Source organism: Streptomyces sp. NPDC031554, from assembly GCF_055580685.1.
The window spans coordinates 570,048-587,576 of sequence record NZ_JBVIKX010000001.1 but is presented as its reverse complement, the minus strand read 5'-3'; the positions used below and the strand labels follow the sequence as shown (position 1 = coordinate 587,576).

The 17,529-nt window shown below is 72.3% G+C and carries 17 protein-coding genes; 12 read left to right on the top strand and 5 right to left on the bottom strand.

What is annotated here, in order from left to right:
• Window positions 1-15: 15 nt before the first annotated feature.
• Window positions 16-1,419 carry a dipeptidase gene (locus ACZ5FU_RS02545; RefSeq protein WP_469044268.1) on the top strand — a complete coding sequence of 468 codons (1,404 nt, stop codon included), beginning with the start codon at window positions 16-18 and terminating at the stop codon, window positions 1,417-1,419.
• A gap of 155 nt (window positions 1,420-1,574) precedes the next feature.
• Complete coding sequence (gene nudC / locus ACZ5FU_RS02540; RefSeq protein WP_451525455.1) at window positions 1,575-2,519, top strand: NAD(+) diphosphatase; 945 nt, start codon at window positions 1,575-1,577, stop codon at window positions 2,517-2,519.
• Window positions 2,520-2,613: 94 nt separating this feature from the next.
• On the opposite strand, the gene ACZ5FU_RS02535 is transcribed toward nudC, so the two are convergent.
• The gene (locus ACZ5FU_RS02535) at window positions 2,614-2,856 is read right to left on the bottom strand and encodes a mycoredoxin (protein WP_382784432.1); all 243 of its coding nucleotides are present in this window, start codon (window positions 2,854-2,856) and stop codon (window positions 2,614-2,616) included.
• Window positions 2,857-3,042: 186 nt separating this feature from the next.
• Here ACZ5FU_RS02535 and ACZ5FU_RS02530 point away from each other — a divergent pair, with 186 nt between their 5' ends.
• The 4 genes from ACZ5FU_RS02530 (at window position 3,043) to ACZ5FU_RS02515 (ending at window position 6,614) form a co-directional block, all read left to right on the top strand.
• The gene (locus ACZ5FU_RS02530) at window positions 3,043-5,253 is read left to right on the top strand and encodes an ATP-dependent DNA helicase UvrD2 (protein WP_451525456.1); all 2,211 of its coding nucleotides are present in this window, start codon (window positions 3,043-3,045) and stop codon (window positions 5,251-5,253) included.
• 165 nt (window positions 5,254-5,418) lie between these two features.
• The gene (locus tag ACZ5FU_RS02525; protein WP_451525457.1) at window positions 5,419-5,745 is read left to right on the top strand and encodes a hypothetical protein; all 327 of its coding nucleotides are present in this window, start codon (window positions 5,419-5,421) and stop codon (window positions 5,743-5,745) included.
• 177 nt (window positions 5,746-5,922) lie between these two features.
• Window positions 5,923-6,291: a WhiB family transcriptional regulator gene (locus ACZ5FU_RS02520; RefSeq protein WP_451525458.1), complete on the top strand. Its 369-nt coding sequence runs from the start codon at window positions 5,923-5,925 to the stop codon at window positions 6,289-6,291.
• Entirely contained in the window at window positions 6,288-6,614 is a 327-nt protein-coding gene (locus tag ACZ5FU_RS02515) for a hypothetical protein (protein WP_451525459.1), read from the top strand. The genes ACZ5FU_RS02520 and ACZ5FU_RS02515 overlap by 4 nt, the downstream gene beginning before the upstream one ends.
• Before the next feature lie 175 nt (window positions 6,615-6,789).
• Here ACZ5FU_RS02515 and ACZ5FU_RS02510 read toward each other — a convergent pair whose 3' ends face one another.
• Together ACZ5FU_RS02510 and ACZ5FU_RS02505 are read right to left on the bottom strand one after the other, a co-directional pair.
• A complete protein-coding gene (locus ACZ5FU_RS02510) occupies window positions 6,790-8,160 on the bottom strand; it encodes an ABC1 kinase family protein (protein ID WP_468642304.1) in 1,371 nt (456 codons plus the stop codon).
• A complete protein-coding gene (locus ACZ5FU_RS02505; RefSeq protein ID WP_451525461.1) occupies window positions 8,153-9,370 on the bottom strand; it encodes a TOMM precursor leader peptide-binding protein in 1,218 nt (405 codons plus the stop codon). The genes ACZ5FU_RS02510 and ACZ5FU_RS02505 overlap by 8 nt, the downstream gene beginning before the upstream one ends.
• A gap of 240 nt (window positions 9,371-9,610) precedes the next feature.
• Between ACZ5FU_RS02505 and ACZ5FU_RS02500 the strand changes: the two genes are divergently transcribed.
• From ACZ5FU_RS02500 to ACZ5FU_RS02485, 4 genes are all read left to right on the top strand, one after another.
• A complete protein-coding gene (locus ACZ5FU_RS02500; RefSeq protein ID WP_451525462.1) occupies window positions 9,611-10,210 on the top strand; it encodes a M48 metallopeptidase family protein in 600 nt (199 codons plus the stop codon).
• A gap of 136 nt (window positions 10,211-10,346) precedes the next feature.
• Window positions 10,347-12,023, top strand: a complete 1,677-nt coding sequence (locus ACZ5FU_RS02495; RefSeq protein WP_469044265.1) for a TerD family protein — start codon at window positions 10,347-10,349, stop codon at window positions 12,021-12,023.
• An 11-nt stretch (window positions 12,024-12,034) separates the two neighbouring features.
• Entirely contained in the window at window positions 12,035-12,715 is a 681-nt protein-coding gene (locus ACZ5FU_RS02490) for an AIM24 family protein (protein ID WP_392240808.1), read from the top strand.
• 18 nt (window positions 12,716-12,733) lie between these two features.
• Window positions 12,734-13,489 carry an AIM24 family protein gene (locus ACZ5FU_RS02485; protein ID WP_451525464.1) on the top strand — a complete coding sequence of 252 codons (756 nt, stop codon included), beginning with the start codon at window positions 12,734-12,736 and terminating at the stop codon, window positions 13,487-13,489.
• 61 nt (window positions 13,490-13,550) lie between these two features.
• Here ACZ5FU_RS02485 and ACZ5FU_RS02480 read toward each other — a convergent pair whose 3' ends face one another.
• Window positions 13,551-14,072, bottom strand: coding sequence for an NUDIX hydrolase (locus ACZ5FU_RS02480; protein WP_451525465.1), 522 nt, complete (start codon window positions 14,070-14,072; stop codon window positions 13,551-13,553).
• Window positions 14,069-15,550, bottom strand: coding sequence for a zinc-dependent metalloprotease (locus ACZ5FU_RS02475; RefSeq protein WP_451775446.1), 1,482 nt, complete (start codon window positions 15,548-15,550; stop codon window positions 14,069-14,071). The genes ACZ5FU_RS02480 and ACZ5FU_RS02475 overlap by 4 nt, the downstream gene beginning before the upstream one ends.
• Window positions 15,551-15,743: 193 nt before the next feature.
• On the opposite strand from ACZ5FU_RS02475, the gene ACZ5FU_RS02470 reads away from it, so the two are divergent.
• Complete coding sequence (locus tag ACZ5FU_RS02470; protein ID WP_469044263.1) at window positions 15,744-16,853, top strand: SDR family oxidoreductase; 1,110 nt, start codon at window positions 15,744-15,746, stop codon at window positions 16,851-16,853.
• A 203-nt stretch (window positions 16,854-17,056) separates the two neighbouring features.
• Window positions 17,057-17,515: a molybdenum cofactor biosynthesis protein MoaE gene (locus ACZ5FU_RS02465; RefSeq protein WP_451525468.1), complete on the top strand. Its 459-nt coding sequence runs from the start codon at window positions 17,057-17,059 to the stop codon at window positions 17,513-17,515.
• Window positions 17,516-17,529 lie beyond the last annotated feature (14 nt).

The window sequence follows — 17,529 nt, the reverse complement described above, 5'->3', positions numbered from 1 at the left end:
GATAGGCTCGTGACCATGAGCCAGACCCCGGACAGCGCCGTCCGCACGTACATCGAGCGCCACCGTGCGGCATTCCTCGACGACCTCGCCGAGTGGCTGCGCATCCCGTCGGTCTCGGCCCAGCCCGACCACGCGCCCGACGTACGCCGCAGCGCCGACTGGCTCGCCGCCAAGCTCGGGGAGACCGGCTTCCCGACCGTCGAGGTCTGGCGGACGCCCGGCGCGCCCGCCGTCTTCGCCGAGTGGCCGTCCGTCGACCCGCAGGCACCCACCGTCCTGGTCTACGGCCACCACGACGTGCAGCCCGCCGCCCGCGAGGACGGCTGGGACAGCGACCCCTTCGAGCCGGTCGTCCGCGGAAACCGCCTCCACGCGCGTGGAGCGGCCGACGACAAGGGTCAGGTCTTCTTCCACACCCTGGGCGTGCGCGCCCACCTCGCCGCCACCGGCCGGACCGCCCCGGCCGTCAACCTCAAGCTGCTGATCGAGGGCGAGGAGGAGTCCGGTTCCCCGAACTTCCGCGCCCTCGTCGAGGAACACGCCCAGCGGCTCGCCGCCGACGCCGTGATCGTCTCCGACACCGGCATGTGGTCCGAGGACACCCCGACGGTGTGCACGGGCATGCGCGGGCTCGCCGAGTGCGAGATCCGCCTGACCGGACCCGACCAGGACATCCACTCCGGCTCCTTCGGCGGCGCCGTGCCCAACCCGGCCACCGCCGCCGCCCGCCTCGTCGCCGCCCTGCACGACGAGCACGCCCGCGTGACCGTTCCCGGCTTCTACGACGGCATCGTCGAACTCACCGACCGCGAACGCGAGCTCTTCGCCGAGCTGCCCTTCGACGAGGAGCGCTGGCTGCGCACCGCCAAGTCGCACGCCACCCACGGCGAGGCCGGGCACACCACCCTGGAGCGCGTCTGGGCCCGCCCCACCGCCGAGGTCAACGGCATCGGCGGCGGCTACCAGGGGCCCGGCAGCAAGACGATCGTCCCGTCCTCCGCCTTCGTGAAGCTGTCCTTCCGGCTGGTCGCGGGACAGGACCCCGACCACGTGGAGAAGGCGGTCCGGGCCTGGGCCGACCAGCAGGTGCCCGTCGGCATCCGCCACGAGATCACGTTCCGCCCCGCCACGCGCCCGTGCCTGACCCCGCTGGACCACCCGGCCCTGCAGTCCGTCGTGCGCGCCATGGGCCGCGCCTTCGAAGGGTCCGTCCGCTTCACCCGCGAGGGAGGTTCGGGCCCCGCCGCCGACCTCCAGGAGGTGCTCGGCGCCCCGGTGCTCTTCCTGGGCGTCTCCGTCCCCTCCGACGGCTGGCACGCGCCGAACGAGAAGGTGGAACTGGACCTCCTCCTCAAGGGCGTCGAGACCACCGCCTACCTCTGGGGCGACCTCGCCGACACCTGGCGCCACGCGCCCTGACGTCCCCGCCCGGTCCGGAGCGACACCGCGCGCGGCGCACACTGGAGAAGCCGCCCCGCACGACGACACCGCACCCGGCCCGGTCACCCCCTGCCGCACGACCCGCTGAACCGCCCGCCGAAACAACCGTTCCACCGGGGGAGTTGGAAGCACCTGTGACCACCTGGACCGACCAGAACGCCGACCGACCCATCTCACTCACCGCCCCGAGCGGCATCGACCGCGCAGCCCACCACCGGCTCGACGAGGCCTGGCTCGCGGCGGCGTGGAGCCACCCCACGACACGCTGCTTCGTCGTCTCCGGCGGTCAGGTCCTCATCGACGAGACGTCCGACGGCCGGACCGAACTCGTCATGACGCCCTCCTTCGAGGCCCCGCTCACCGAGGCCCACCGCTACTTCCTGGGCACCGACACCGACGGCGTCAGCTACTTCGCCCTCCAGAAGGACGCGCTGCCCGGCCGCATCGACCAGTCCGCCCGCCCCGCGGGCCTGCGCGAGGCCGGACTGCTGCTGTCGCCGCGCGACGCCGGTCTCATGGTGCACGCGGTCGGCCTGGAGAACTGGCAGCGCACCCACCGCTTCTGCTCCCGCTGCGGCGAGCGCACGGTCATCGCCGCCGCCGGCCACATCCGCCGCTGCCCCGCCTGCGGCGCCGAGCACTACCCGCGCACCGACCCGGCGGTGATCATGGCGGTCACGGACAAGGACGACCGCATCCTGCTCGGCCGCCAGGTCCACTGGCCGGAAGGCCGCTTCTCGACGCTGGCCGGCTTCGTCGAGCCCGGCGAGTCCATCGAGCAGGCGGTGCGCCGGGAGGTCTTCGAGGAGGCCGGCGTCGCCGTCGGCCAGGTCGAGTACGTCGCCAGCCAGCCCTGGCCGTTCCCGTCCAGCCTGATGCTCGGCTTCATGGCGCGCGCCACCTCCACCGACATCGACGTCGACGGTGACGAGATCCACGAGGCCCGCTGGTTCTCCCGCGACGAACTCGGCGCGGCCTTCGAGTCCGGCGAGGTCCTGCCCCCCTACGGCATCTCCATCGCGGCCCGCCTGATCGAACTCTGGTACGGCAAGCCGCTGCCGACCCGCAACGTCATGTGAGACCGGACACGGGAAGGGCGGCCCCTGACACCCAGGGACCGCCCTCTTCGTTCTTCGCTCTCGCCTCCGCCGCACCGCCGGGGCGTCCGGCAGGCTATGCGCCGATCTTCTGCTTGACCTGTGCCAGCGAGGGATTCGTCAGCGTCGAACCGTCGGCGAACAGCACCGTGGGCACCGTCTGGTTTCCGCCATTCGCCTTCTCCACGAACGCCGCGGACTCCGGGTCCTGCTCGATGTTGATCTCGGTGTACGCGATGCCCTCGCGGTCCAGCTGCTTCTTCAGCCGCTGGCAGTAACCGCACCACGTGGTGCTGTACATCGTCACAGTGCCCAGCATGTCTCTCGTGCTCCTTCGGCGGGTCCGGGTAACAGGTGGTCGCAGGGGGAGAACGTCCGCGCACGGCACACCATTCCCGCGCCGTGCGGACGACGGAGGGTGACCCTCGCCGCATCGGTACGACCATCGGTGCCCGCCTGTGGACAACCGGCTCACGTGTCTCCGGCGACCTGGCAGCATGGCTGTGTGACAGCAGCAACGCACTCCACCCTTTTCCCGCAGGTACCGGACTCGGCCGACGCGGTGCTCGAAGGGCTCGACCCCGAGCAGCGCGAGGTGGCCACCGCCCTGCACGGGCCGGTGTGCGTGCTGGCCGGAGCCGGTACCGGCAAGACGCGGGCGATCACCCACCGCATCGCCTACGGCGTGCGCGCCGGCATCCTGCATCCCTCCAGCGTCCTCGCCGTCACGTTCACCAACCGGGCCGCCGGAGAGATGCGCGGGCGGTTGCGCCAGCTCGGCGCCCAGGGCGTCCAGGCCCGCACCTTCCACTCCGCCGCCCTGCGTCAGCTGCAGTATTTCTGGCCGAAAGCGATCGGTGGTTCCCTACCCCGCCTCGTCGACCGCAAGGTCCAGCTCGTCGCCGACGCGGCGGCCGCCTGTCGCATCCGCCTCGACCGGGGCGAGCTGCGGGACACCACGGCGGAGATCGAGTGGTGCAAGGTCACCCAGACCGTTCCCGCCGACTATGCGGCGGCCGCCGCGAAGGCCGGCCGCGACACCCCTCGCGCACCCGCCGAGATCGCTCAGCTGTACGCGGCCTACGAGGATCTCAAGCGTGAGCGCGGCGTCATCGACTTCGAGGACGTGCTCCTGCTGACCGTCGCCGTCCTCCAGGACCGACAGGACATCGCCGAGCAGGTCCGCGCCCAGTACCAGCACTTCGTGGTCGACGAGTACCAGGACGTCAGCCCCCTCCAGCAGCGTCTGCTGGAGCTGTGGCTCGGCGACCGGGACTCCCTGTGCGTGGTCGGCGACGCCAGCCAGACGATCTACTCCTTCACCGGCGCCACCCCGGACCACCTCCTCGACTTCCGCACCCGCCACCCCGGGGCCACCGTCGTCAAGCTGGTCCGCGACTACCGCTCCACGCCCCAGGTGGTCCACCTCGCCAACGGTCTGCTGTCCCAGGCCCGCGGCCGGGCCGCCGACCACCGCCTGGAACTGGTCTCCCAGCGCGCGCCGGGACCCGAACCCGTCTACACCGAGTACGGCGACGAGCCCGCCGAGGCCGAGGGCGCGGCCCGCCGCATCCGCGAGCTGCTGGCCGCCGGCGTGCAGCCCGCCGAGATCGCCGTCCTGTTCCGGACCAACGCCCAGTCCGAGACCTACGAGCAGGCCCTCGCCGACGCCGGCATCCCCTACCAGTTGCGCGGCGCCGAGCGGTTCTTCGACCGCCCCGAGGTGCGCAAGGCGATCAACGCCCTGCGCGCCGCAGCCCGCTTCGGCGCCAACGACGCCCTTCTCGAGGACGTCGTCGACCTGCCCTCCCAGGTGCGCGCGGTCCTGTCCGGCGAGAACTGGACGCCCCAGCCGCCGGCCGGTTCCGGTGCCGTCCGGGAGCGCTGGGAGTCGCTGGCCGCCCTGGTGCACCTGGCGCAGGACTTCACCGCCGCCCGGGCGGACGCGACCCTCGCCGACCTGATCGCCGAACTCGACGAGCGCGCGGGCGCCCAGCACGCCCCCACGGTCCAGGGCGTCACCCTCGCCTCCCTGCACTCGGCGAAGGGCCTGGAGTGGGACGTCGTCTTCCTGGTCGGTGTGGCCGAGGGCATGATGCCGATCACCTACGCACGTACCGACGAGCAGATCGAGGAGGAGCGCCGCCTGCTCTACGTCGGCGTCACCCGGGCCCGTGAGCGCCTGCACGTCTCCTGGGCGCTCTGCCGTTCGCCGGGCGGTCGTCCGAACCGCCGGCCCAGCCGGTTCCTCGACGGACTGCGTCCCGGCTCGGGCAGCGCGTCCGGTCGCGGCACCGGCGCCGGTGCCGGGGGCGTCGAGCGTGGGTTCGGGAGCGGGAGCGCGGTCGCGGGCGTGGCGGTCGGGCCGCGACGGACCCAGCGCACTCCGGCCCGTTGCCGGATGTGCGGGCGCACCCTGACCGACGGCGGCGAGATGAAACTGATGCGCTGCGAGGACTGTCCCTCCGACATGGACGAGGGGCTCTACGAGCGGCTGCGGTCCTGGCGTGCGGTCCAGGCCCGGCGGGCCGGGCAGCCCGCGTTCTGCGTCTTCACGGACAAGACGCTGATCGCGATCGCCGAGACCGCCCCCGAGGAACCGGGCGAACTCGCGCGGATCCCGGGCGTCGGAACCCGCAAGCTCAACCGCTACGGAACCGATGTCCTGGCCATCTGCGCAGGTCAGGACTTGGCGGCGGAGGACGGGGACGACTGATCCGAACTCGTCGGAAAAATAGTTTGCGCATGCCCCGGGAATCCCCATAGGTTCTTAGGCACGAGAACAGAGGCCTTCTCCGAGGCCCCGGTTCCGTGCTGTACTTGCATATCCGTCGGACCGGTTCGTCCTGGTCCCCCGAGACGCCGAGAGGAGGCGATTCCAGTGATCATCATCAACACCAGCTCCGTCAGCACCGCCAAACTGACCGATCGCTCGAACGTCTCCACGTGCATTCTCGCCGCCTCGAACCTGGGCACCGGTCTGTCCGGCATTCGTGCCGATCTGCCGGCGTCCTCCTCCGTTGCCCCCGTGGGCCTTGTCGCCCGCGACCGCAATGAGCGACCGACCGAGGCACTGGAAGCGGCAGTAGAGGCACAGGCGAAGGCCTATGCCTTTACGGCGACCGGTGCCGGAGCCCGGAAGCAGACGACGCAGCACCACCTGATGTGGGCCTTCCGTGGGCCAGAACCCTGGAGTGATCCAGCCTGATCGTCGATCAGGCCGGCGCCTTCAGGGCCGCGGAACCCCACCCGGGATCCGCGGCCCTTCTGTTTGTCCCCGACCGGGGGCGGCAGGGCGAAGGGGCCTCGGGACAAGAAAAGAACCCGGTACCAAGCCGCCAGTCGGCCCAACAGGGCCGGAACGACCAGACGAGGAAGACGACCCGTGCAACTCGAAGCGCACGCCCCGTCCGTACCGCCTTCCGAAACGATCTCCCCGCCCGGCCTCACGGAGGACTCCACCTTGACCCCGCTCACGGCGCTCACCGCGCTCGACGACGCCATCGAGAACCTCGGCGTGCCCGTCCCGTGCCGCTCCTACGACCCGGAGGTCTTCTTCGCCGAGTCGCCCGCGGACGTGGAGTACGCCAAGTCCCTCTGCCGCACCTGCCCGCTGGTCGAGGCCTGCCTCGCCGGCGCCAAGGAGCGGCGCGAGCCCTGGGGTGTCTGGGGTGGCGAGCTGTTCGTCCAGGGTGTCGTCGTCGCCCGGAAGCGGCCGCGCGGCCGCCCGCGCAAGAACCCGGTCATGGCATGAACACCATCGCAGGAACGATCGACCGTCCCTTCACGCACGACCCCAAGAAGCAGGCCCCGATGAAGCCGTCCACCAGCGAGCCCGCAGGCTCCGCGACCCAAGACGTCACCACCACCGGCGCGAACGACTCGCGTCAGAACAGGACCCGCGAGATGCAACTCATCCCAGAAGCCCTGGCTCGTGCGCATATGCACGACCGGCTGCACGAGGCCGAGCGGGAACGCCGGGCCATGCGCCTGGTGACCGCCCGCCGGATGCAGCGCCGGGCCGAGCGCGCCTCGCTGCGTGCTCGCCGGGCGCTCGCCATGGCCGTGATGCAGTGACCCTTCTCACCTGAAGCGGTGGCCTCCCGACAGGGGAGGCGAAGCTCTCCCCGCGGGGGTCGGTCCGTCCGAACGGACCGGCCCCCGCGGCGCGTTGAGCCACGGATGCCGGTGACGCGGTGGTGAGGAGCGGGGCGGCCGGCTCGGCCGTGCGGTCCGCCGTCCCGGCGGCCGCTCACGCCTCGGCGATCGACTTCTCCGTCTCCGGGTCCTCGTCGGCGACGAATCCCGGAAGCCACTCCTCCAGTTCCTCTCGCAGACGCACCGTCGCGCCGAGCTGGCACAGTACGCCGATCGTGCTGAGCGTCACCCGGTGGATCAGCAGGTAGGCCGGAGGGAGATTGAGCTGCCTGCCCAGCTGGTAGGCGGGAGAGCGCGGGTCGGCGATCCGGGCCGCCTGGCTGCGCATCCAGTCGCGTGTGAACGTGAACTCTTCGACCACCGCCGGTTCGATGATCGGCAGGAGGTAGTCGAGGACGGCGTCGGGTTCCAGCGCGATGGACTCCTTGACGAAGCCCTCCTCGCGCAGCTGCTCGTAGACCGCTCCCGCCTCGCCGTCGAGGGTCATGCGCAGGGAGGTGCCGATCGTCTCGGGCAGACCGCCCGGGAGCCGGTCGACGGTGCCGAAGTCCAGGACGCCCAGGCGCCAGTCGTTCTCGCCCTGTGGGCCGCCGGGCACGAGGCGGAAGTTGCCGGGGTGCGGGTCGGCGTGCAACAGGCCGGTGCGGGCCGGCCCGGAGAAGAGGAAGCGCGACAGCAGCTGGCCGGCGCGGTCGCGCTGCTCGGGGGTGCCGGCGGAGATCACCTCCGACAGGGGGACGCCGTCGATCCACTCCGTGACGAGGACCTGGTCGCACTGGTGGACCACCGCCGGGACCACGACATCGGGATCGTCGGCGAACTCCTCGGCGTGGGCCTGCTGGGCCTGTGCCTCCAGCCCGTAGTCCAGCTCCTCCGAGACGCGGTCCCGCAGCTCGACGATCAGCGGCTTGACGTCCATGCCGGGGATGAGGGGCCCCAGCAGCTTGGCGAAACGACTCAGTTGGTTCAGGTCCGAGAGCAGGGCCTCGCCGGCGCCGGGGTACTGGACCTTGACCGCCACCTCCCGTCCGTCGTGCCACACCGCACGGTGCACCTGGCCGATCGAGGCGGCCGCGGCGGGCTTGTCGTCGAACGTGAGGAACAGTTCGGGCCAGTCCTCGCCGAGCCGCTCCGCGAGCACGGAGTGCACCGTGCGGGTCGGCATGGGCGGTGCCGCCTCCTGGAGTTTGGTGAGGGCCGCGCGGTAGGGGCCGGCGACCTCCTCGGGCAGGGCGGACTCGAAGACGGACAGGGCCTGTCCGAACTTCATCGCACCGCCCTTCAACTCGCCCAGGACCTTGAACAGCTGCTCCGCGGTGCGTTGCTGCAGTTCACGGCCGACGATCTCCGCGGACTCGCCCACGATCCTCTTGCCCAGGCCCCAGGTGGCCCGGCCCGCGATGCCGAGCGGGAGCGCGGCGAGCTTGGCGGTCCGGGTGACCGCCTTCCGGGGAAGATCAGACATGCGCCCTCCAGGTCCCAGAAAGCCGCGCCGCGTCTGCCGTACGGCGTAACTCCTTCGAATGCCGTTGCTCCGTCATTGTCGCGCGCGACTCCGCGTCCTTGGAGAAGGTGTGTTCCGCATTACCTTTCTCCGCCGCTCCGCACGGGCATGCGGGGTGCGCCCACACCGGTCGCGCATGCCACTGGAGGGCCGGCACGGACACCTCCCAGCGTGCGCCCGCGCTGGACGGGAGCGAGCCGTCGAGGAAGGCCAGCGCATGTGCCGCCGCCAGCCCGGCGACCGTGGTGGCCAGCGTCAGGTCGCAGGCGCGGACGGCGCGCCGCGTCCCGGAGTGCCACTGCGCGACGAGTCGGGGCCAGGCCGGGTCCCGGTCGGTACGCGTCTGGTGCAGGCACCCCGCGCAGGCCGTCTCGCCGGGCAGGACGAGCGGGCCCACCGCTCCGGTCGCCTCCACCACCCCGGCGTGGAGATGCGGTGTGCCCGAGGCGATCAGGGACTCCGTCCCGGACGGAGCCGGAGCGTGCACGGACACGTCGTCCCTCGGGGCGAGGATCACCAGGGAGAAACCGGGCACGTCCGTCCCGGCAGGTGAGCCGGCGCTCCTGCGGGGCGGCCTGTCCGGCGCGGCCCGGCGCACCGCACGACGGGCGGACTCGTCCCGGCGCTCGCCGACCGCCTCGGCGGGCAGCCCGCCCGGGGCGACGTCCCCCGCCTCCACCACGCCGCCGTCGCGCACGTCCACCTCACCGACCCCGGCGCCCGAGAGCAGCGAGGCCACCACGGCGCCCACCCGGCCCGCACCCCGTACCTGCACGCGCAGCCGACGCCTGGCGGCCAGGTGCTCGATGGCCTCGCCCGGCTCCGACGTGGTCAGCGACAGCGACGCCAGGTCCGGGCGCAGCCGCTCCATCACGTCCTTCTTCTCCCGTAGTGTGGCCCCCTCCGTCCCGCCCCCGCGCGCGTCGTCGAGCAGCCCGGCCCCCGCCAGCCGTCGCACCAGCTGATCCACGTGTCCGTCCGGCAGATCCATCCGGCGCCCCTCCTCACGTAGCAGAGGGAGCCCGCGGGTGCCGTCCAGCAGGTCCAGGAAACTGCCCGTCGCCGTGTCCACCGGGCCGAGTGTCAGCGCGTGCGCCGGGGCCAGCCCGAACTGCACGGTGTTCAGGTCACGCCAGCCGCGCCGCAGCGCGGGCTTCACCATCGGATGCATCGAAGGCCCCGTCCGCCTGGAATCTCCCCGTACGCCGGCGGAGCGTGGCCGCGTGGAGCGACCCGGCTGTGCCGACGACCGCCAGCATGCCCGGCGGCGGAGGAGGGTGCAGAAAGTTGTCCACAGGGAACGGGATTCATCGTATGAATCCGTCATATGAGGCAAAAGTGAGGCGCGGGATCGAAGCCGAACCGTCCCGGAGTCGGGACTTCCCGCGTGCGCAGCGGGTAACGTCGGGGCGTGCCCGCCGACCCACCGCACCGCGCCGGAACGCCACAGCGCAGCACGACGAGCCAGCCGCCGAGCGGCTCGTGGGCGAGCGCGATCGAAGTCCGCAGGAGTGCCCGTCGACGCCGGACCGTCTCCGCCTACCGCGAGGGCGATCGCACCGTCGTGCTCATCCCCGCCCGGATGTCCGAGGCCGAGGAGCAACGCTGGGTGAGCGTCATGCTCGACAAGCTCGCCGCCCAGGAGAGCCGCCGGCGCGCCCCCGGCGACGCCGAGCTGGCCGAACGCGCCGAGCGGCTGTCGGCCCAGTACTTCGCGGGCCGGGCCCGGCCCGCCACGGTGCGCTGGGTCACCAACCAGAACACCCGCTGGGGCTCGTGCACCCCGGCCGAGGGCAGCATCCGCCTGTCGCACCGTCTCAAGGGCATGCCGGAGTACGTCGTCGACTACGTGCTCCTGCACGAGCTGGCGCACCTGCTGGTGCCCGGCCACGGCCCCGACTTCTGGCAGCTGCTGGAGGCGTACCCGCGCACCGAGCGGGCCCGCGGCTACCTGGAAGGGGTGGTCGCGGCCGGGCGCCTGCCCCACCCGCCCGGAACCCGCGGGGAGTGAGCCTTCGCGGGTGTGACGTCCGGCGTCGTCCCGCGCGGGTTGTGTACCGGGTCTGTACCGACATCGTCCGATCTCCGGGTTTGCGGTTAGCCTGACGCGACGCACTCGCAATCGGGATGGGGGACGGTCGTTACGCATGTCCAGGGAATTCCAACGCGGCCACAAGGCCAGGATCAGTGACCTCACCGCGGGCACTGATCTGTACGTAGGCGTGCAGATCTCCGGTCCCGGCCTGTCCTTCGACATCAGCTGCTTCGGTCTCGACGCCGACGAGCGGCTCTCGGACGACCGGTACTTCGTCTTCTTCAACCAGCCGAAGACCCCCGAGGAGTCGGTCCAGCTCCTGGGCACCCAGGCGGGCGACACGGAGTCCTTCCGCGTCACTCTGGACCGGATCCCCCCGCAGATCCGGAAGCTGTCCTTCACCGCGACCCTCGACGGCGCCGGCCAGATGTCGCAGATCGCCCCCGGCTACCTGCGGATCGTCGCGGGCGGCGAAGAGGTGGCCCGCTACTCCTTCGACGGCTCGGAGTTCTCCACCGAGCGCGCCGTGATGCTGGGCGACTTCTACCTGAAGGACGTGTGGCGCTTCGCGGCCGTCGGGCAGGGCTTCGACGGAGGTCTGGAAGCACTGCTGAAGAACTTCGGCGGCGAGGTCGCCGAGGAGGAGGCGCCCGCCGCGCCCCAGCCGCAGTCCGGTGCCGCTCCCGGTTTCGCCCCGCCCGCCCAGGCGTCCGCGCCGCCCGCATTCGGCGCGCCGTCCGCCCCCGCGCCGGCCCCCGCCCCGCAGCAGCCGCAGCCCGCGGCCCAGGGCTTCGCCCCGCCGGCCGCGCCCCAGCCGCCGGTGCACGCCGCACCGACGATCGTCGCGCCCATGACCCCGCCCGGCGGAGTACCGGTCCCGCCGCCGGCCCCGGCCCCCGCGCCGTACGGCCAGCAGCCGCCGCAGCCGCCGCAGCAGCCGTACGGTCAGCCCGGCGCGCCGACCGCCCCGCCGCCCCCCGGTTACGGCCAGCCGCACGCGCCGCAGGTCCCCACGCCGCCCGGCTACGGGCAGCCGACCCCGCCGCCCGGCTACGGACAGCAGCCGGTGTTCGGCCAGGTGCCGGGCCAGCAGTCCTACGGCGTGCCGCAGGGTGTGCCCCAGGGCGGCGCCGGTGTGACCGCGGCCCTCCAGCAGTTCAAGGAGACGCCGACCGGACAGCGCTGGACGCAGCAGAACCGGAAGCTGATCCGCGTCGACCTCGGTGTCGGCGGTCAGCCCGTGCTGGCCCGGCAGGGCAGCATGGTGCTCTACCAGGGCAAGGTCGACTTCAGCTACAAGGGCGCCGGTTTCGCCGGCCGGATCGTCGGCAACACGACCGGTCAGGAGATGCAGCTGATGCGCTGCACCGGCCAGGGACAGGTGTTCCTCGCCGAGGACGCCACGATGCTGCACCCCATCGAGCTCCAGGGCGACGGCATCTGCGTCTCCGCGGAGAACGTCCTCGCCTTCGACGAGAGCCTCCAGTACGAGGTGCGCCGCATCGAGGGGCACGGCATTCCCGGCGGCGCCCTCTTCACCATGCAGTTCACGGGCACCGGCACCATCGTCGTCAAGACGCACGGCACGCCCGTCGTCCTGCCGGTCACGCCGACGACCTTCGCCGACTGCAACGCCGTCGTCGCCTGGTCGGCCGCGGCCCAGGTCGTCGTCTCCAGCCAGGTGCGCATGCGCCGCAACGCCTATCCGGGCGACACGGGAGAGAGCGTGAACCTCCAGTTCCGGGCCGCTCCCGGCAACTTCATCGTCGTCCAGCCGTACGAGGTCTGAGGGAGCCCGTCATGAACCAGCCGCTCGCGGGCCACGCCCCCGCACCCGTCACCGCCCGCATGGAGAACCACGGCAACCACATGCTGAAGGTGGCCCTCCAGACCGGGAACGACCTCCTCGCGCGCGTGGGCTCGATGGTCGCCTACGAGGGCTTCATCCAGTACGAGCCCAACCCGCCGGCCGTGCGCCAGATCGCGCGCGACTGGATGACCGGCGAGGGCGCGCCCCTGATGAAGTGCTCCGGCGACGGACTGCTCTACCTCGCCGACTACGGCGCGAACGTCGTCGTGATCAACCTCAACGGCGACGGCATCTCCGTCAACGCCACCAACCTGCTCGCCTTCGACGCCCACCTCACCTGGGGGGTCGAGAGGGTCAAGGGGATGGCGAAGTTCGCCGGGCAGGGCCTGTGGAACACCAGGATCTCCGGGCAGGGATGGGTCGCGCTGACCTCCCGGGGCAAGCCGATCGTCGTCGACTGCGGCGGCGGCGAGAACGAGACCTACGTCGATCCGGACGCGCTCGTCGCCTGGTCCCCGAACCTCAAGGTCAAGGGCAAGCGCAGCTTCAAGGCACAGTCGCTGATCGGCCGGGGCAGCGGCGAGGCCTACCAGATGGCCTTCTCCGGAGAGGGCATCGTCGTCGTCCAGCCCAGCGAGGACAGCACCGACCGCCTTCGGGTCCGGGGCTGAGGGGGAGCCAGAGTCACCATGCAGAGCCCGCTTTTCGCCTACAACGACCAGCAGACCCAGGAACGCTGGAGCCTGCAGAACAAGCAGATGCTCCGCGTCGCCCTGGAAGGCCACGACGACGTCCTCGCCCGTAAGGGCACGATGGTCGCCTACCAGGGACTCGTCGAGTTCGACGCCGAGTTCCAGAGCAACAGCCAGTCACGCGCGCGTGCGCGGACCGGCGAGGGCCTGGACCTGATGCGCTGCCACGGGCAGGGCATCGTCTACCTCGCCAACCTCGCCCAGCACGTCCACGTCGTGGAGGTCGACCACGAGGGGCTGACCGTCGACAGCAGCTACGTCCTCGCCATGGACTCCGCGCTGCACCACGAGGTCGTCGCCGTGGACAGCCTCTACGGCATCTCCGGTTCCGGGAAGTACCAGCTCAACATCACCGGCCGGGGCAGGGTCGCCCTGATGACCTCGGGCGCGCCCCTGATGATGCAGGTCACGCCCGACAAGTACGTCAACTGCGACGCGGACGCCATCGTCGCCTGGTCCACCGGGCTGCGGGTGCAGATGCAGGCGCAGACGCACTCCTCCGGGGTGTGGCGGCGCCGCGGCAACACCGGTGAGGGCTGGGAGCTGAGCTTCATGGGAACCGGCTTCGCGCTCGTCCAGCCGAGTGAACTGCTGCCGCCGCAGAACGCCCAGATCGGCTCCGGCCTCGCCGCGCAGTACGGCATGGGCCAGCAGGGGGTGCGGACGCAGAACCAGGGCAACGCCTGGAGCTGACCGTCCGGAAGGCGGACGTGAGGGGCGACCGCCTGGCGGGCCGCCCCTCACGCCTTCCGCCTCACAGGCGCGTCCGTGCCGCCTCCAGCAGGCGGACGACCGACCCGTCCGCCACTTCCGCGACCGCGTCGTAGGGGAACCAGCGCAGGTCGAGGGACTCGTCGCTGATGGCCTGGGTGGCGCCGGACGGGGCCAGGGCCGCGTACTGGACGTCGAAGTGCCAGTGGCACGGGGCCGGGATCGGATGGCGGTCCAGCCGGACCGGGCCGCCGGGCAGCAGGGTCAGGCCCGGGATGCCGGACTCCTCGGTGGCCTCGCGCAGAGCGGCCGCCGGCAGGGAGGCGTCCTGCGGCTCGCAGTGGCCGCCCATCTGGAGCCACATCCGCAGCTTCCTGTGCAGGGTCAGCAGCACCTGCCCCCGCTCCGGGTCGATCACCAGGGCGCTGGCCGTCAGGTGCCCGGCCCCGCAGGCCTTCCACAGGGCGTCCGGGTGCGCCGCCAGGTGGTCGAGGTACTCCTGGCGCAACTCGTCCTGGCCCTCGTACGCCTTCAGCACGAGAACCGCGTCGTCGTGCAGGCTCACTCGGTGTCGTCACCCTTGCCGTCGTCGGTGCCGTCGTCCTTCTTCAGGCGCGGCTTCTCCCCGGAACCGGAACCCGCGCCCGGAGCGGAACCCGTGCCGCCGCTCGCCGCCTCGCCGAGCATCTTGTCCCACTCGGAGAAGTCCATCTGCTCGCGGTGCACGAAGCCGTCCGGGTCGTCCAGGTCGGCGGCCGTCGGCAGCATGTCCGGGTGCGCCCACAGCGCGTCACGGCCGTCCACACCGCGCGCGTCCGTCAGCGAGGCCCACAGCCGGGAGGCGTCCCGCAGGCGCCGCGGGCGCAGCTCCAGCCCGATCAGCGTCGCGAAGGTCTGCTCCGCCGGACCGCCCGAGGCACGACGGCGGCGCAGGGTCTCGCGCAGCGCGTCCGCGGACGACAGGCGCGGCTTGGCGGCCGCGTGGACCACCGCGTCGACCCAGCCCTCCACCAGCGCCAGAGCCGTCTCCAGACGGGCCAGGGCGGCCTTCTGCTCCGGAGTGTCCTCCGGCTGGAACATGCCCTGCTGAAGGGCGTCCTGAAGCTGCTCGGGGTTCTGCGGGTCGAACTGCCCGACCACGTCCTCCAGCTTCGCCGTGTCCACCTTGATCCCGCGCGCGTAGCCGTCGACCGCACCGAACAGGTGCGAGCGCAGCCACGGCACGTGCGCGAACAGGCGCTGGTGGGCGGCCTCGCGCAGGGCCAGGTAGAGCCGCACCTCCTCCTTCGGGACGCCCAGGTCCTTGCCGAACGACTCGATGTTCAGCGGCAGCAGCGCGGCCTTGCCGGCCGGGCCGAGCGGCAGGCCGATGTCGGTCGAACCGACGACCTCGCCCGCGAGCACGCCGACGGCCTGCCCGATCTGCGAGCCGAACATGGCGCCGCCCATCGAGCGCATCATGCCGATCAGCGGGCCGGCCATGGCCTGCATCTCCTCCGGCAGGACATCGCCCATGGCCGCGCCGACCCGCTCGGCGACCGGGTCGACGAGCTCCTTCCACGCGGGCAGCGTCGCCTCGACCCACTCGGCGCGCGACCACGCCACGGCGGAGCCGGCGCCGGACGGCAGCGAGGTCGCGTCGTCCAGCCACAGGTCGGCCAGGCGGACGGCCTCCTGCACGGCGGTCCGCTCGGCGGGGCCGACGCTCGCGTCCTTGACGCCCTCCGCGGTGCCCTGGGAGACCGTCTGGCGGGCGATCTGCTTGGCCATGTCCCAGTTCACCGGGCCGCCCTCGTAGGAGAGCATCTGGCCCAGCTGCTGGAACGCGGCGCCCAGGTCGGTGGGGTTCAGCGAGCCGAACATGGCGGCGAGGGGATTGTCCGCGCCCGGGCCGCCGAAGCCTCCGGCACCGGGCAGCCCGCTGAAGCCGAACGGGTTGGCCGGTCCCTGACCACCGCCGCCCTGCGGGTCCTTCTTCTTGCCCTCGTCGCCGTCGTCCGGCTCCTCCGGCGGAAGGCCGAATCCGAATGGGGTGTCACTCACGGGGTTCCTCGGCTGGTAAGGCCACCGGTTCTGGTCCGGCGGCGCGGCTGCCCTGCAACACCACCCAGCGTAGACACCCGGGCTCGATCGGGCCTCGGTGCTCCGCCGACTCGCGGCCTGCGGCAGGATGGATGCCACCTGGTACGAACGCGTCACTCGCGCCCGTATGGAAAACAACCGCTGGAGACACCTGGTGAGTTCCCCAGATCCGCAGGTTCGCGCAGCGCGAAACCCGTCGCCCCCGGGCGGGCCGCGCGGCCCCGTCGTCGCCGTGACCGGCGCCGCGACCGGGGTGGGCGCGCTGCTGACCGAGCGGCTCGCCGCGTCCGACGAGATCAAGCAGGTCATCGCCGTCGACGAGCGGCGGGGCGAGTGCGACGCGGCGCAGTGGCACATCCTCGACGTGCGCGACCCGGCGATCGCCGAGAAGTTGCGCGGCGCGGACGTCGTCGTCCATCTGGCGCTCGATCTCGACCTGGGGAGCGAAGCCGCCGCCCGAACGGCCTACAACGTGCGCGGGACCCAGACCGTGCTGACCGCCGCCGCGGCCGCCGGGGTGCATCGCGTGGTCCTGTGCACCTCCGCGATGGTCTACGGCGCGCTGCCGGACAACGAGCTGCCGCTGTCGGAGGACGCGGAGCTCAAGGCCACGGCGGAGGCGACCGGCGTCGGGGACCTCCTGGAGATCGAGCGGCTCGCCCGCCGCGCCCCCCGCGCGCATCCGGGTCTCAACGTCACCGTGGTCCGGCCGGCGGTGCTGGTGGGCGGTACGGACACCGCGCTGACCCGGTACTTCGAGTCGCCCCGGCTGCTGGTCGTCGCCGGATCGCGGCCGGTCTGGCAGTTCTGCCACGTGGAGGACCTGTGCGGGGCGCTGGAGTACGCCGTCCTGGAGAAGGTCGACGGGGAACTCGCCGTCGGCTGCGACGGATGGCTGGAGCAGGAGGAGGTCGAGGAGCTGAGCGGGATCCGGCGGATGGAGCTGCCGTCGGCGGTGGCGCTCGGCGCGGCGGCCCGGCTGCACCGGATCGGGCTCACGCCGTCCCCGGCGGGGGACCTGGCGTACACGATGTACCCGTGGGTGGTGAGCGGGAGCCGGCTGCACGACGCCGGGTGGCGGCCCCGCTGGACCAACGAGGAGGTGCTGGCGGAGCTGCTGGAGGAGGTCTCCGGGCGGCACACCGTGGCCGGGCGGCGACTGGGCCGCAAGGACGCGACGGCCGCGGGGGCCGCGGGGGCGACCGTGGCCCTGCTCGGCGCCGCCGCCGTGGTGCGCCGGGCGCGCAAGGCGCGGCGGCGGTAGCGGTCGCGCCGGCCGGAGCGCGCCGGCCCTCCAGGAGGCTGCCCCTCACCGCCCCCGCCGCCCCTGCCCCTCCCGGCCCTCCCGGCGAGGGGCCCGGCGGATGGGCGGGGACCCTCCTGGACGGAGGAGGCTTTGAGCCTTGCGCGCGCGTACCGGGTGATTCCGCTGTTCCCCCCGTCCCGGGGGTGCGGCACGATGGACCCATGGCACCCAGCAACGAGCATCCCGGTGAGCGGACCGCGCAGGATCCCGTCAAGCTGATCGCGATCCGGGACGGCGCGCTGTCCCTGGACGAGGTCTTCCGGGCCGTCGGGGACGACGCGGCCGGCGGGACGGCGCTGTTCGTGGGAACCGTGCGCGACCACGACGGCGGCGCCGACGTGGACGGTCTCGGATACTCCAGCCACCCCGGCGCGGAGGCGGAGATGCGGCGGATCGCGGAGAAGGTGGTCGCCGAGTACCCGGTGCGGGCGCTCGCCGCCGTGCACCGGGTGGGGGACCTCAGGGTCGGCGATCTCGCGGTCGTCGTCGCCGTGTCCTGTCCGCACCGCGGCGAGGCCTTCGAGGCCTGCCGCAAGCTGATCGACGACCTCAAGCACGAGGTGCCCATCTGGAAGCACCAGAGGTTCTCCGACGGCACCGAGGAATGGGTCGGCGTGTAGCGCCTTCCTCGAGG

Bases quoted from the DNA above. Each gene is read 5' to 3' on its own strand.
- ACZ5FU_RS02545 (WP_469044268.1), top strand. From the start codon at position 16: ATGAGCCAGACCCCGGACAGCGCCGTCCGCACGTACATCGAGCGCCAC.
- ACZ5FU_RS02535 (WP_382784432.1), bottom strand. From the start codon at position 2,856: ATGCTGGGCACTGTGACGATGTACAGCACCACGTGGTGCGGTTACTGC.
- ACZ5FU_RS02515 (WP_451525459.1), top strand. From the start codon at position 6,288: ATGAACACCATCGCAGGAACGATCGACCGTCCCTTCACGCACGACCCC.
- ACZ5FU_RS02510 (WP_468642304.1), bottom strand. From the start codon at position 8,160: ATGTCTGATCTTCCCCGGAAGGCGGTCACCCGGACCGCCAAGCTCGCC.
- ACZ5FU_RS02505 (WP_451525461.1), bottom strand. From the start codon at position 9,370: ATGCATCCGATGGTGAAGCCCGCGCTGCGGCGCGGCTGGCGTGACCTG.
- ACZ5FU_RS02495 (WP_469044265.1), top strand. From the start codon at position 10,347: ATGTCCAGGGAATTCCAACGCGGCCACAAGGCCAGGATCAGTGACCTC.
- ACZ5FU_RS02490 (WP_392240808.1), top strand. From the start codon at position 12,035: ATGAACCAGCCGCTCGCGGGCCACGCCCCCGCACCCGTCACCGCCCGC.
- ACZ5FU_RS02485 (WP_451525464.1), top strand. From the start codon at position 12,734: ATGCAGAGCCCGCTTTTCGCCTACAACGACCAGCAGACCCAGGAACGC.
- ACZ5FU_RS02465 (WP_451525468.1), top strand. From the start codon at position 17,057: ATGGCACCCAGCAACGAGCATCCCGGTGAGCGGACCGCGCAGGATCCC.